Raw genomic sequence first — 13,973 nt, forward strand, 5'->3', positions numbered from 1 at the left:
GTTTTGCGGGCTGGCGCATTGTATTTTATTTGTCGACAGGACGTCATGAAGATGGTAGTTCGCTTCCATTGGCTCTGGACCGCGCCCTTTGCCTGCGGTTAATCTGGGAGAATTCGATGACCCAACTGGTTTTCAAGGGATGCATTCCCGCTTTGATGACGCCTTGCAAGGCGGACCGAACCCCCGATTTCGACGGGCTGGTTCGCAAGGGCAAAGAGCTTGTCGGTCTGGGCATGTCGGGCGTGGTCTATTGCGGATCGATGGGTGATTGGCCGCTGCTGAGCGATGAACAGCGCCAGGAAGGCGTGCGCCGGCTGGTTGAGGCCGGTGTGCCGACCGTGGTTGGAACCGGTGCGATCAACACCCGCTCAGCCGTCAGCCACGCCGCCCATGCGGCGAAAGTCGGGGCAAGCGGCCTGATGGTGATCCCTCGCGTCCTGTCGCGCGGGTCTTCGATTGCCGCCCAGCGCGACCATTTTTCCGCTGTTCTGGAGGCGGGCAAGGATTTGCCCTCGGTGATCTATAACAGCCCCTATTATGGCTTTGCGACACGCGCCGACCTGTTTTTCCAGCTGCGCGCCCGCTTTTCCAACCTGATCGGGTTCAAGGAATTCGGTGGCAAGGGTGACATGACCTATGCGGCTGAAAACATCACCTCCGGCGATGACGGACTGATCCTGATGGTCGGCGTCGATACCGGCGTCTATCACGGCTTCGTCAATTGCGGCGCGGCTGGCGCGATCACCGGGATCGGCAATGCTTTGCCAAGAGAGGTTCTGCACCTGTTGGCTCTCTGCAAAGAGGCGGCCACGGGCGACCCGCGGGCCCGCCGCGAAGCCAAGGAGTTAGAAGAGGCGCTGATGGTGCTTTCGACCTATGACGAAGGCCCGGACCTGGTGCTGCACTATAAATATGTTATGGTCCTGAATGGCGAGACCGAATATACGCTGCATTTCAACGAGACCGACGCTTTGAGTTCCTCGCAGCGCGCCCATCTGGAAAATCAGTATGCGCTGTTCAAGTCCTGGTACGAAGCCCGTTACCCCAGCCAGCGGTGAGGGTTTGTTTTAGAGTTTGAAGCCGCCCCCTATCTGTAGAGCTTCAGCGTCAGAATTTCGAAGGGCTGGAAGGTAAGATCCAGCCCTTTTTCGTTGATGTCTACCGCCACCGGATTTTCCTCGAGCAGATCGACAAGAGCGGCATGGGTGATCTTGCTGTCGAGTTTAATCCGCGCGTGACGCTGGCTTCCGGTGGTTTCCCACAGCCGAAGAATATAGCCATCGCCCGCTTCGGCCTGCTTTACCGCCTCCAGCGTAATTCCTGCCGTCTCTATCGACAGCAGAGAAGGTAACTGCTCCGTTGATCCGGCGTTGGTCTTTCCGACATTAGCCTGTCCGGAAGCGATGATCTGCAAGGGCATGTTGAAATCCTCGGCGGCATCATGCACCACGGCCTTGTCGCCATTATGCAGCAGCAAGGCGTAGCGCAGGCGATGCTCGCCCTGGTCGGCGTCCGGCCAGGGATAGGTCGGTGAGCGCAGCAGGGTCAGGCGAATGTCGCTGCCCTTTGCGTCATAGCCATATTTGCAATCGTTGAGGAAGGCGATACCGAAATCCGGTTCGCTCACGTCGATCCAGCGCTGCATGGAGCATTCGAAACGGGCGCGGTCCCACGATGTGTTGCGATGCGTGGCGCGACGGACATGGCCGAACTGGATTTCCGCATCAATTGATGCGGTATTGAGCGCCATCGGGAAGCCGGTTTTGACCAGCGTATTGTGCTCATGCCAGTCGATGACTGTATCGAATTCCAGCTTCCTGCTGTCGGCTTCCAGCGAAACGACCTGAATAATACGCGAGGTCTCATAGCGCCATTCGAACTGAATTGCGGCGCGCAAAGGTCCGGTTTCGACAATCTCGGCGCTCACGAGATCATCGATCTCGAAACTCTGATCCTCAAAATCTCTATCGATATCCCAGGCATCATATTCCGCCGGCATGTCGCGGAAGGCCTGGAAGCGATTGGCCTTGTGGCCGGGCTTGAAGACATGGCGGTCTCTCACCTTGTCATGCAATGACAGGATGCGACCTTTGGGGTCGAACACCACATCCAGAAAGCGGTTGGCAAGCCGAAATGGTTCTACCTCAACAGTACCGGGCGGTGTCGGGCCGCAGGGCAGGGCGGCGGACAAGGACAGCGGCGGCACGTTTTCCAGCCGGACGGCGTGGGCTTTCGATCCATCCGCCAGAACCAGGGTCTGTCCCGAGGCATGAGGTTGGTGGGCCAGGGCCAGACCGGCGCGACGGCGACCGGTCACATTCAGCACAGCATCGCCGCCATTGGTTGGCAACAGTGCCAGGAGTTCAGCGCGCAGGGTTTCGGCCTCGGCAAATAACCTGGCGTAATCGCGGTCACTGTCTTCATAGACTGCGCCGATCGATGATCCCGGCAGGATGTCGTGGAACTGGTTGAGCATGACGATGTCCCACAGGTCGCGCAATTGCTGGGTAGGATAGGCATGGCCTGCCTGCCGCTCAGCCATCACCGCCAGCGTCTCCAATTCCCTAAGCGCGATTTCGGCTTTGCGGTTAAAGCGTTTGTTCTTGGCGACGGAGGTCAGCGTGCCACGATGGAATTCCAGGTAAAGCTCGCCAACCCAGACGGGGTATTGCTCCGGATGGGCCTGCATCTCGGCAATCAGCCGCTCGAAGAAAGGCCGGATCTGCCCGTGTTCCACCTTCGGGCAGCCGGGTATGCCGCGCTCCATCCGGCGAATATTATGGAGCATTTCCCGGGTTGGGCCGCCGCCGCCATCGCCATGGCCATAGACCAGGAACAGTTCCTTGCCCAGCCGTTGTTGGCCGTGGCGCTTCCAGGTTCCCATCACATGGGTCGGCTTCAGATTGGGGCAATAGGTGGTGTTGATCAGCTTGGAATCATAGGGCTGCGTCGTCAGGAAATAGGCGACCACCTGGCTGCCATCGATGCCCTGCCAGAACAGCTTGTCATCAGGCATTCGGTTGGTGTCGTTCCAGGACAGTTTATGGGTGACGAAACTGTCGAGGCCGGATTTGCGCATCAATTGCGGTAGTGCAGCCGAATAGCCGAACGTGTCGGGCAACCAGACCATGCGCGGCTCGACGCCGAAGGTTTTGCGATGATAGGCGACGCCATAAAGGATATGGCGCACCAGCGCCTCGCCACCGGCAATGTTTACGTCAGGCTCCAGCCAGAGCGCCCCTTCAATTTCAAACCGCCCGGTCGTCACATGGTTGCGGATGCGCTTGAACAGTTGCGGATAGTCGTCAGCCAGATACTCCAGCAACACGCATTGGTTATACATGAAGCGGTAATCGGGAAATTCCTCCATCAGAGCAAGCGCGGTCGCCATGGATCGTGCCATCTTCTGCCGGGTTTCGCGCACCCGCCAGAGCCAGGCGACATCGATATGGGTATGCCCGGTTGCCACCACGACCGGCTTTTCCTCGAAATCGACAGCATTGTAGATGGCCGCCGTGATGGCCCGTGCCTCGGCAAGCGAGGCCTTGAACCTGCTCTCATTGCCCTTTCGAAAATCCACGGCGTTGATGGCGTCATCGAGCGTGCGCAAAATGAAATGACGACGCGGGTCGTCTTCTGCCAGCAGGCGGGCCACGTCCAGTGGCACGCGCATGTCGTAATAGGCGTCTTCCACCTCCAGATCATGGCGATGCAGGCTGACGGCAAAGCCGAGTTGCCGCCGATCCTCGATTGTCCCCGCTTCGATCAGGATATCGAAACTCTGGCCGGCCTGGCCAGACGATGACAGCAGGAATTCGCGGTGGTTGGCATCGCCGCCCTGGGTGATCGTTCCATCAATCCGCACCAGGCATTGCGGATCGCTGCGGCCCATGACATTGCCAAACGCCGCCTCGATGCGCCCGACGATCCGCTGCCCGTCTACGCCTTGGGGCAGGGTGGCCTTGCCGCCGAACCAGTAATAGCCATCCGGCTCGCCCCAGATATGGTCCGGTGTCACCATGGCCCAATGCTCGCGGCTTTCGCTGAGCACGCTGGCACGCTCGTCATAATGCGCCGCCCGAAACCGCAGCGGCACCGACACGCCGAGGGGCTGGAAGATAAGGTCGGCCAGTTGGGCGAGCAGGCTATCGAGCTTTCGTATGGTTTTCATGGCGGCGTTTGTATCCGATGTTGTTCTGCTGGCCTGAGGCGTGCGGTGCCTTTATCCTATCGATTTTAAGCCAGTTGCTCCAGAAGGCCGATCCCTTCATCCTCACCCCAGACATCGGCAACAGTGACGGGCTTGCCGCTACGGCTGCTTTCCAGGGCGGCGATCCCGCACAGAACCGACATGGCCCCGGCTCTTGCCCCGGCGCGCTGGCGCAATTCGTCATTCATGCCGGGCTTCAGCAGCATATTGCGCAGCCGGTCGTCGCCACCGTAATGGCCGCCGGAGGAATGCGGTACCCAGATGCGCTCGACCTCGCCGAAATTGCGCATCAGCACGATTTCATCGGCTGGCGGCTCGGTCCAGGGCTGTTTTTCATACTGGCGAAGCTCGATACGCCCCTTGTGGCCATTGAAGGCAATATGGTGGCCCTCGATGGGCATATAGGTGTTGAGGGAATAGGAGACATGGACACCGTTCTTGTAGCGGATATTGGTGACCATGGTGTCGGGAATGTCGATATCCTCCCGGTAGACGCAGGCATCACGCACATAGCCATCTTGCTTGGAGGGCGCTTCGTAAAGCGCTTCCAGCAAGGGTTCCTTGCGCATATCGAAATAATGATCGCATTGCTGCGCATGGGGACAGGTGCGACAGCGCTCGCCGCGAAACGGCCCATTGCGCCCGTAATGCTTCAGGTCGGCAAAGGCGGAGACCAGATCCGGGTCCGAATCGAGATACCAGTTCAGGAGATCGAAATGGTGGGTGGCTTTGTGGACGAACAGGCTGCCGGAATTCTCGGTATAGGCATGCCAGCGGCGGAAATAGTCGGCGCCGTGGCTGGTGTCGAGATACCAATGGAAATCGACAGAGGTGACGTCGCCGATGACGCCCGAATTCAGCAATTCCTTGATGCGTGCCGCAGTCGGCGCGAAACGGTAGTTGAAGGAGACATCCAGCCGCCGTCCGGTGCGTTTTTCGGCTTGCAGGATGCGCTTGATCTTGGCGGCGGTCGTGGTCATCGGCTTTTCGCTGATCACGTCAGCGCCAGCTTCCATTGCCTTGACGATCAACTCGTCATGGGTGCTGTCACGGGTGCAGACAATCACCAGATCCGGCTTTTCAACGGCCAGCATCTGGTCGAAATCCAGGTAGATCGGCACTGAGGAGCCGATATGGGCTTGCGACTGTTCGGCGCGCAGTCCGTTCAGGTCGCAGATTGCCACCAGCTCGACCTGATCGCCCCAGCGCTCGACAATATCACGCCCCCACATGGTCGTTCCCCGGTGGCCGGCGCCGACCAGGGCAAAGCGTCTCTTGCGTATGACTTGCATGCCATCCTCCTTGGCTACAGCCTTGGTGTCCTGCAGGCGCTATCACGCCGTTTCCGGCGGACAGGGCGCCCGCAAACCTCCTCCATGGGCTATGTGGTTGTTCCAGATTCAATCATGGTGTCGGACATGGTGCCAGGGCCGGTTTTCTGCACGAAAGTGCCGAGCGTTCCGGCGCGCAAAATACCCTCCAAGGGCTGGCGCGCCCCTGTCCGTCTCCGCTCTTTTGGTGATGATGCAAAATCATTTCCTTCGACCTGACTTAACTGCTATGCTAGCATATCATTTGTCGTTGTCATGCTGAGATTGTTTGTCTGCATGAAATTTTCACGGCTTGACAGGCGATGGAAACATCGACAATTTGGAGAAGAAAGGCCGATCTCGCGGGAGAAATCGGCAGCTTAGGGAACGTATATAAGTTGAGGTTATGAAAATTTTTTCATTTCCTTGCGGATTATCGGATGACCTCGGGAGGGACGTTCGGGCTTTAGCGCAAGCGATTTGAATTGATCTGGACGCGAATTCATCTGGATACTGGGGAGGAGACCAGAATGATGACAAAATTCAGCAGACGCACCCTGCTTGCTGGCATGGGGCTGACAATGCCGCTGATTTGTATGGGTGCCATTGGTGCAAGGGCGGCCACCAACCTGCGGTTTTTGTGGTGGGGCTCCAAGGAGCGCAACGACCGGACTTTTAAGGTCATCGAGGCCTATAAGGCCAAGAACAGCGGCACAGCTATCGATGGCGAATCTTTCGGCTGGGACAATTACTGGACACGTCTGGCCACCCAGACGGCAGGCGGCAATGCGCCCGATCTGATCCAGATGGATTATCGCTATATTTTCGAATATGCGCGGCGCGGTACGCTGCTTGATCTGACGCCCTATATGGGAAAAACGCTGAAAATCGACGATTTCGGCGCTGCCAATATCGATGCCGGCAAGGTTGGTGGCAAGCTCTATGGCGTCAATCTCGGCGTTAATTCCGTCACTGCACTCGTCAATAAGGCGGCCTGGCAGGAAACCGGCGTCGACGCGCTTCATGAAGGCATGACCTGGGAGGAATTCGGCGAGGCCTGCGCCAAGGTTTCCGCCGCCAAGAAGCGCCGGGGCTTTTATGGAACACAGGACGGCAGCGTCGGCGAAAGCAATCTGGAATGCTGGCTACGTCAGCGCGGCAAGGCCCTTTATACGGCGGATGGCGCCATCGGTTTCGACCAGGGCGATATCACGGAATGGTTCAAATTCTGGGCCTGGATGCGTAAGATAAAAGCCTGTGTGCCAGCCGATATCCAGGCGCTCGACCAGCTCAATGTCGAAAACAATATGGTGACATTGAACAAGGCGGCTGTTGGCTTCGTCAATTCAAATCAGTTCATCGCCTTCCAGGCCGTCAACAAGGACCCGTTGACGCTGATGAGCTATCCCGAAACCAAGGGTGGCAAGCCTGGGCATTATCTGAAGCCGTCAATGCTGATTTCGGTTTCCGCCGCCTCCGCCAATAAGGACGCTGCTGTCGATTTCGTCAATTTCCTGGTCGAGGACAAGGATGCGGCGCTGGCGCTCGGGATCGAGCGAGGCATTCCTGCCTCACCGGCTATGCGCGATGCTCTTGAGCCGACGTTGAACGATCAGGCCAAGGAAATCGTCGATTATATCGCCCGGCTGACGCCGCATGTCGGTCCGCTTCCGCCGCCGCCACCAAATGGCGCGGGTGAAAACCAGATGCTGATAAAAAAGATCGGCGAAGAAGTCGGCTTTGGGCGACTTTCGCCGGAAGACGGCGCTGCGAAATTCGTCGATCAGGCGGCTGCCAATCTGAAACGGGGTTGAAACCGTGAACACCACTCGCGATGGAATGGCCGGCACCTCTGGTGCCGCGCCAATGATGCAGCATATCTCGACACCGTCGCCGTTCAGGGCCAGTCTGGCGCGCAATGCGCCGGGCTATCTGTTTCTCCTGCCCTGGTTCATCGGCTTTTTCGTACTCACGCTCGGCCCGGCCCTGTTTTCCTTCTGGCTGTCGCTGACCGATTATAATCTGCTGCAATCGCCAAATGTCGTCGGCCTGGACAATTACATCCGCATCGCCACGGCGGACGAAAAATTCATGTCCTCCATGCGGGTGACGCTGGTTTATGTGGTGCTGTCGGTGCCGCTGAAACTGACCTTCGCCCTGCTGGTTGCCCTGCTGCTCAACAAGGGTATTCGTGGCCTGCCGCTCTACCGGGCGGTCTTCTACCTGCCATCGCTTCTGGGCTCCAGCGTTGCGATTGCTGTGGTCTGGCGGCAATTGTTCGATGGTGACGGGGCGATCAACGTGCTGCTTTGGAATACCTTCGGCATCGAAGGGCCAAGCTGGATCTCCAATCCCGATTACTCCCTCTATACGCTGGTCATCCTGGCTGTCTGGCAATTCGGCTCGCCGATGATCATCTTCCTGGCCGGTCTTCGGCAGATTCCGGTCGACATGTATGAGGCGGCCAGCCTGGATGGGGCTTCCAAAGTGCGGATGTTCTTCAAGATCACCCTGCCTTTGCTGACGCCGGTGATCTTCTTCAACGCCGTGGTCCAGACCATCGATGCCTTCAAGGCCTTTACGCCCGCCTATGTAATCTCCTCTGGTACGGGCGGCCCGATCGATTCCACGCTGTTTTACACGCTCTATCTCTACCAGGAAGCCTTTGGCTATTTCCGGATGGGGTATGCGGCAGCGCTTGCCTGGATCCTGGTGATCATCATCGCGCTGTTCACGGCCTTTTCCTTCCTGTCCTCGCGCTATTGGGTGCATTACGATGACTGATGCAGCACTTGCTTCCTCCCCGGACATCCATGCGCAGGAAAAACGGCGCTGGCCGGTGTCCCTTATTCTGCATATCGTTCTGGCGGCAGCCTCGCTGGTCATGCTCTATCCGCTGCTGTGGATGCTCTCAGGCTCGATCAAGGACCAGAGCGAGATCTTCGGTCAGGCCTCACTGATCCCTTCGAAAGTGGATTTCAGCGCCTATATGCGAGGCTGGTTCAGCACCCAGGTCAGTTTCGGCACCTATTTCTGGAACTCGCTGGTCATTGCCGTGCTGACAGTGGTGGGCAATCTGTTTTCCTGCTCGCTGGCTGCCTATGCCTTTGCCCGGTTGGAGTTTCGGGGCCGCAATGTCTGGTTCGCGCTGATGCTGGGGACGCTAATGCTGCCCTATCACGTCACGCTCATCCCTCAATATATCCTGTTTCTCGAACTGGGATGGGTGAAGACCATTCTGCCGCTCGTCGTGCCGAAATTTCTGGCGGTGGATGCGTTTTTCATCTTCCTGATGGTGCAGTTCTTCCGTGGCATTCCGCGCGAGTTGGACGAGGCGGCGATGATGGACGGGTGCAGCCCCTGGCGGATCTATTGGCGGATCATGATGCCGCTCTCCCTGCCGGTGCTGGCAACGGCGGCGATCTTCTCCTTCATCTGGAGCTGGGACGATTTCTTTGGTCCGCTGATCTACCTGAGCGACATCAATACCTACACGGTACAGCTTGGGTTGCGGTCCTTCGTGGACTCGACTGGCAGTTCCGACTGGAGCGGGCTGTTTGCCATGTCCAGCCTGTCGCTGGTGCCGATTTTCCTGATCTTCCTGTTTTGCCAACGCCTGCTGATCGACGGCATCGCCACCGCCGGACTGAAGCGTTGAAATATTTGTCCTTATAGGAGCCTATCGCATGAGTGCCTTGCGTTTTGCCGTTATCGGCATCAATCACGATCATATTTTCGGCCAGATCGCTTTCATGCTGGAGGCCGGAGCGGAGTTTTCGTCGTTTTTTGCAGAAGAAGACGAATTGGCCCAGGCCTTTGCTGCACGCTACCCACAGGCGCGGCGGGTGGCCGACCGCAGACAGATCCTTGAAGACCCATCGATTGCCTTGATCCTGTCGGCAGCCATTCCCGCCAACCGCGCCGAAATTGCCATCGCCGCCATGCGTCATGGCAAGGATGTGATGCTGGACAAGCCGGGCATGACCACATTCGAGCAATTGGAAGCGGTGCGAAAGGTCCAGGCGGAAACGAAACGGATCGTTTCGATCCTCTATTCCGAGCATTTCGAGACAGCCTGCACAGTGGAAGCGGGCAATCTGGTCAAGGCCGGGATGATTGGCGAGGTCATTCACACGACCGGGCTTGGTCCGCATCGGCTGCGCAAACCACATCGGCCCGGCTGGTTTTTTGACCGGGCGCACTATGGCGGCGTGCTGATCGACATCGCCTCGCATCAATGCGAACAATTCCTGTTTTTCACTGGTGCCAAGGACGCGCAAATCCTGTCGGCCAGCACCGCCAACCGGGCCAATCCCGACACGCCTGGTCTTGAGGATTATGGCGATATTCACCTGACCACCGGCAAGGCCACCGGCTATATCCGGGTGGATTGGTTCACCCCCGATGGCCTGCCGACCTGGGGTGACGGGCGGTTGTTCATCGTTGGCACGGAAGGCACGATTGAGCTTCGGAAATACCTCGATATCGAGGGCCGCCCCGGTGCCGACCATCTGTTCCTGACCGACAAAACCGGCACGCGCTATATCGATTGCAGCAAAACCGAGCGGCCCTATGGTCGGCAATTGCTGGCCGATATCCGGGATCGCACTGAAACCGCCATGGGGCAGGAGCATTGCTTCAAGGCCATGGAACTGGCGCTGAAAGCCCAGGCTTTCGCGGATGCGGCAAAGCAGAAGGGCGCTGGCAATGTCTAAGATCTTCAACGTTGCCGTCATTGGCCTTGGCATCGGCGCCCGTCATATCCGCGAGGGCTATATGCCGAACGCGGATCTGTTCCGGGTCGCGACGATCTGCGATCTCGATCCTGCCCGTCTCGCCCAATTTGGCGAGGAATTTTCCGTTGCTGGCCGGACCGACGATTTCGACGCCGTGCTCAACGATCCGTCCATCGACATTGTCGATATCTGCACGCCGCCGTCCACCCATTACGACCTGATCTTTAAGGCGTTGGATGCGGGCAAGCATGTGATCTGCGAAAAGCCGCTTGTCGGCTCGCTTGCGGAAATCGACCGGTTGATGATCCATGAGAAGACCGCCAAAGGCCGGTTGATGCCGATTTTCCAGTACCGTTACGGCGACGGCGTCCACAAGGCGCGCCGGATCATCGAGGCGGGTCTGGCCGGTAAAGCCTATATCGCCACCTCTGAAACCCACTGGACACGGTTGTCGGACTATTACGCGGTGCCGTGGCGGGGCAAATGGGCGACAGAGCTTGGTGGCGTGCTGATGACCCATGCCATCCATATCAACGACATGTTGAGCTATCTTCTGGGTCCGGTCGCCTCGCTCTATGCCCGCGTCGCCACCCGCGTCAATCCAATCGAAGTGGAGGATTGCGTCAGCCTCAGCCTGGAAATGAAAAGCGGCGCTTTGGCAACTGTGTCGGCCACGCTGGGTGCGGCGGAGGAGACCTCACGGCTCAAGCTGTGCTTTGAACATGTGACCTTCGAGAGCAGCCATGCGCCTTACCATCCCGGCGGTGATCCCTGGCGGATCATTCCTGCCAATCCTGATGTCGGGGAGAAGATCGATGCCCTGCTTGAGGGTTGGGTGCCAATGGCCCAGTTGTTTTCCGGCCAGATGCAGGCTTTCCATGACTGCTTGGTCAATGACACGCCGACGCCGGTCACCACGGAAGATGCCCGCCGTTCGCTGGAATTCCTGACAGCGTGTTACTGGAGCGCTAGACATAAACAGGAGGTGCATTTCCCTGTTGGCAGCGACAATGCCTATTACGACAGCTGGAGGCAGAACTGATGGCGACAAGCGTCACCCTGCAAAAGGTCTTCAAACGATATGGCGCGCTTGAGGTGATCCATGGCGTGGATCTTGAGATCACGCCGGGAGAATTCGTGGTGTTTGTTGGCCCGTCTGGCTGCGGAAAATCCACACTGTTGCGGATGATCGCCGGGCTTGAGCCGATTTCCGGTGGCACGCTGCTGCTGGATGGGCAACGGATGAACGAAGTGCCAGCGGCCAAGCGCGGCATTGCCATGGTTTTCCAGTCCTATGCGCTTTATCCGCATATGACGGTTTACAAAAACCTGGCCTTCGGTCTGGAAACGGCAGGCATGAAAAAGAAGGATATCGAGCCACGCGTCCAGCGGGCCGCCGATATCCTGCAGATCCAGCCGTTGCTGGGGCGCAAGCCCAAGGCTTTGTCCGGCGGCCAGCGACAGCGCGTTGCCATCGGGCGCGCAATCGTCCGCGAGCCGAATATCTTCCTGTTCGATGAGCCCTTGTCCAACCTCGATGCCGAATTGCGAGTGCAGATGCGCGTCGAGATTGCCAAGCTCCACCAGAGCCTGGGCAATACCATGATCTATGTGACCCATGACCAGGTTGAGGCCATGACCATGGCCGATACAATCGTGGTGCTGAAAGGCGGCTATATCGAACAGGTCGGTGCGCCGCTTGATCTCTATAACAATCCGAAAAACAAATTTGTCGCGGGTTTCATCGGTTCGCCGCGAATGAACTTCATCGACACCCGCCTGGTGGAAGCCGGAGACAGAACCGCTGTTGAGCTGAATGGCAAGCCGGTCGATCTGGCACGGACAAGCCCCGGCGCTCAGGTCGGGCAAAAGGTCAGCGTCGGGGTCCGGCCCGAACATCTCAGCTTACGTCCGGCTGAGATTACTCTTGGTGAGGCGCATGTCGATCTGGTCGAGCATCTGGGTGGGCAGACCATTCTTTATCTGTCCGTGCAGGACGGTCAGTCGATTGCCATGGTGATGGAAGACCAGCAGGCGATCCGCAAGGGTGAGAAAGTGACGATCCATATCGACTCGAAACGCTGCTATCTGTTCGACGATGCCGGAAACCGGGTAAACGGCGGCGCGAACCGATAGGCAGGGCAGCAGTGCAAAGGCTTTGCGTCTTGGTTGGCGGGCGTGGCTATGCTATTGGGCGGCTTTTAAAGGATAAAGAGACGCCCTATGCTTCCCTGGATACAGCTTGACAGTGCAGCCATTCCCGATGGCGGCGGCGATCTGCGCCTGAAGCAGCGGGGGCAGGAATTTTCGATCATGCTTGGCGCCAACGAGCTGATGAACAGCCGGTTGAGCGGTTCGGAAGAGGCGCTGGCAACGCTTGCCTGTGAGAAGATCGGGGCCTGTGAGAAGCCTAGCCTACTGATCGGCGGGCTTGGCATGGGGTTTACCCTGCGTGCCGCCCTTGGCGTGTTGCAAGCTGATGCCCGTGTTACCGTTGCCGAATTGGTTCCGGCTGTGGTCGCCTGGGCGCGTGGGCCGATGGCGGAGGTTCATAAGGGCAGTCTTGATGATCCGCGTGTCGATATTCATATCGGCGATGTTGGCGCGCTGATCCGCTCAAAACACGCGGCCTATGATGCCATTCTGCTCGATGTCGACAATGGTCCGGACGGATTGACCCGCGCCTCCAATGACAGTCTCTACAATGCCGCTGGACTGCGTGCCGCAAAAGCTGCCTTGCGGCCTAAAGGCGTGCTGGCTGTCTGGTCTTCTGCCCCGGATGCCGCCTTTACTCGCAGGTTGCGGGAGGCGGGGTTCGTGACCGAAGAAGTCCAGGTGCGCGCCAACGGTAAACGCGGCGGAGCGCGCCATCTGTTGTGGATGGCGGTCAACGGGTAAGATCATCAGAGGGCTGAGACGACGCGAATGCATAATTCTTTAAACCGGGATCGGTTTAAAGAGAAAATTATGTAGCAGATATAAATCGCTACATCGCTGTGCGCCATACAGGCGCACAGCGATGTAGATGCCAATTGATAGAGATCATTGGCACTTTCAGTCAATCGAGCGAAAAATGTAGAATTGAAGTGCAAAAACCAAAAAGCCTGCCGCGGGAGGAGGTGCGGCAGGCTTCTTGAAAAAAATGAACAGCGGCTGGGAGGAGGAGTGCCACCGTTCCATCGGACGCCCCTAGGGAGGAGGAGTGGGTCGTCCGAGAGACGAAGCTTTGCGGGAGGAGGATGCATCGCTTCGTTGAGATAGATAATACGCGACAAATGCCCAATTCATAGTCATTTTGTTGCAGTGCAGATATGCGCAAAATGCATGGGTATTTTGCGATGACGTGAGATCCAGATTGGGCGGATCTGCGTATGTCATTACCCTAAACGCAGAAACGCCCGCGTCATCGGCGGGCGTCGTTCAAGCAGCAATGTCGAGATCGATCAACCGGCAACGGAAGCCCGGGCAACGCGACGGATGTCGCTGCGTTCAATGCCGAGATCCTGCAGCTCGCGGCTGGTCATGCGGCCAAGTTCGGAAACGGTCTGACGATACTTGCGCCAGTTGTTCAGGGAGCGTGCTACGTTCATGATAATGCCCTTTCTGAGGCCTGTCTGACGTCAGCAACCTTGGTTCCGGCGTCGTTTCGATGTTTGGAATATAGGCGTTCTCTCACCTTCCTAACAGAGACAAGGTCTCACGCCACCCATGCGTCAA

At 57.9% G+C, this 13,973-nt stretch carries 11 protein-coding genes; 8 read left to right on the top strand and 3 right to left on the bottom strand.

Features of this window, described 5'->3' with window-relative positions; genetic code table 11:
* Window positions 1-116: 116 nt before the first annotated feature.
* Entirely contained in the window at window positions 117-1,058 is a 942-nt protein-coding gene (locus V6582_RS25195; RefSeq protein WP_156630067.1) for a dihydrodipicolinate synthase family protein, read from the top strand.
* Between the two features lie 29 nt (window positions 1,059-1,087).
* Here V6582_RS25195 and V6582_RS25200 read toward each other — a convergent pair whose 3' ends face one another.
* A complete protein-coding gene (locus V6582_RS25200; RefSeq protein ID WP_156630065.1) occupies window positions 1,088-4,171 on the bottom strand; it encodes an alpha-mannosidase in 3,084 nt (1,027 codons plus the stop codon).
* 65 nt (window positions 4,172-4,236) lie between these two features.
* Entirely contained in the window at window positions 4,237-5,502 is a 1,266-nt protein-coding gene (locus V6582_RS25205) for a Gfo/Idh/MocA family protein (RefSeq protein ID WP_156630063.1), read from the bottom strand.
* A gap of 548 nt (window positions 5,503-6,050) precedes the next feature.
* On the opposite strand from V6582_RS25205, the gene V6582_RS25210 reads away from it, so the two are divergent.
* From V6582_RS25210 to V6582_RS25240, 7 genes are all read left to right on the top strand, one after another.
* Complete coding sequence (locus V6582_RS25210) at window positions 6,051-7,334, top strand: ABC transporter substrate-binding protein (protein WP_156630062.1); 1,284 nt, start codon at window positions 6,051-6,053, stop codon at window positions 7,332-7,334.
* A gap of 52 nt (window positions 7,335-7,386) precedes the next feature.
* A complete protein-coding gene (locus V6582_RS25215) occupies window positions 7,387-8,304 on the top strand; it encodes a carbohydrate ABC transporter permease (protein ID WP_420360148.1) in 918 nt (305 codons plus the stop codon).
* Window positions 8,297-9,178 carry a carbohydrate ABC transporter permease gene (locus V6582_RS25220; protein ID WP_156630060.1) on the top strand — a complete coding sequence of 294 codons (882 nt, stop codon included), beginning with the start codon at window positions 8,297-8,299 and terminating at the stop codon, window positions 9,176-9,178. The genes V6582_RS25215 and V6582_RS25220 overlap by 8 nt, the downstream gene beginning before the upstream one ends.
* Window positions 9,179-9,206: 28 nt before the next feature.
* Window positions 9,207-10,235 carry a Gfo/Idh/MocA family protein gene (locus V6582_RS25225; RefSeq protein ID WP_156630058.1) on the top strand — a complete coding sequence of 343 codons (1,029 nt, stop codon included), beginning with the start codon at window positions 9,207-9,209 and terminating at the stop codon, window positions 10,233-10,235.
* Window positions 10,228-11,298, top strand: a complete 1,071-nt coding sequence (locus V6582_RS25230) for a Gfo/Idh/MocA family protein (RefSeq protein WP_156630056.1) — start codon at window positions 10,228-10,230, stop codon at window positions 11,296-11,298. Before V6582_RS25225 ends, V6582_RS25230 begins: the two co-directional genes overlap by 8 nt.
* Window positions 11,298-12,392, top strand: coding sequence for an ABC transporter ATP-binding protein (locus tag V6582_RS25235; protein ID WP_156630054.1), 1,095 nt, complete (start codon window positions 11,298-11,300; stop codon window positions 12,390-12,392). The genes V6582_RS25230 and V6582_RS25235 overlap by 1 nt, the downstream gene beginning before the upstream one ends.
* An 87-nt stretch (window positions 12,393-12,479) precedes the next feature.
* The gene (locus tag V6582_RS25240) at window positions 12,480-13,154 is read left to right on the top strand and encodes an MnmC family methyltransferase (RefSeq protein WP_156630052.1); all 675 of its coding nucleotides are present in this window, start codon (window positions 12,480-12,482) and stop codon (window positions 13,152-13,154) included.
* 545 nt (window positions 13,155-13,699) lie between these two features.
* Here the strand turns inward: V6582_RS25240 and V6582_RS25245 are convergent.
* Window positions 13,700-13,846, bottom strand: a complete 147-nt coding sequence (locus V6582_RS25245; protein WP_012653926.1) for a DUF1127 domain-containing protein — start codon at window positions 13,844-13,846, stop codon at window positions 13,700-13,702.
* Between the last annotated feature and the right edge of the window lie 127 nt (window positions 13,847-13,973).

Source organism: Agrobacterium vitis, assembly GCF_037039395.1.
In the GTDB taxonomy this organism is placed as follows: domain Bacteria; phylum Pseudomonadota; class Alphaproteobacteria; order Rhizobiales; family Rhizobiaceae; genus Allorhizobium; species Allorhizobium vitis_E.

Bases quoted from the DNA above. Each gene is read 5' to 3' on its own strand.
- V6582_RS25195 (WP_156630067.1), top strand. From the start codon at position 117: ATGACCCAACTGGTTTTCAAGGGATGCATTCCCGCTTTGATGACGCCT.
- V6582_RS25200 (WP_156630065.1), bottom strand. From the start codon at position 4,171: ATGAAAACCATACGAAAGCTCGATAGCCTGCTCGCCCAACTGGCCGAC.
- V6582_RS25205 (WP_156630063.1), bottom strand. From the start codon at position 5,502: ATGCAAGTCATACGCAAGAGACGCTTTGCCCTGGTCGGCGCCGGCCAC.
- V6582_RS25210 (WP_156630062.1), top strand. From the start codon at position 6,051: ATGATGACAAAATTCAGCAGACGCACCCTGCTTGCTGGCATGGGGCTG.
- V6582_RS25215 (WP_420360148.1), top strand. From the start codon at position 7,387: ATGATGCAGCATATCTCGACACCGTCGCCGTTCAGGGCCAGTCTGGCG.
- V6582_RS25220 (WP_156630060.1), top strand. From the start codon at position 8,297: ATGACTGATGCAGCACTTGCTTCCTCCCCGGACATCCATGCGCAGGAA.
- V6582_RS25225 (WP_156630058.1), top strand. From the start codon at position 9,207: ATGAGTGCCTTGCGTTTTGCCGTTATCGGCATCAATCACGATCATATT.
- V6582_RS25230 (WP_156630056.1), top strand. From the start codon at position 10,228: ATGTCTAAGATCTTCAACGTTGCCGTCATTGGCCTTGGCATCGGCGCC.
- V6582_RS25235 (WP_156630054.1), top strand. From the start codon at position 11,298: ATGGCGACAAGCGTCACCCTGCAAAAGGTCTTCAAACGATATGGCGCG.
- V6582_RS25240 (WP_156630052.1), top strand. From the start codon at position 12,480: ATGCTTCCCTGGATACAGCTTGACAGTGCAGCCATTCCCGATGGCGGC.
- V6582_RS25245 (WP_012653926.1), bottom strand. From the start codon at position 13,846: ATGAACGTAGCACGCTCCCTGAACAACTGGCGCAAGTATCGTCAGACC.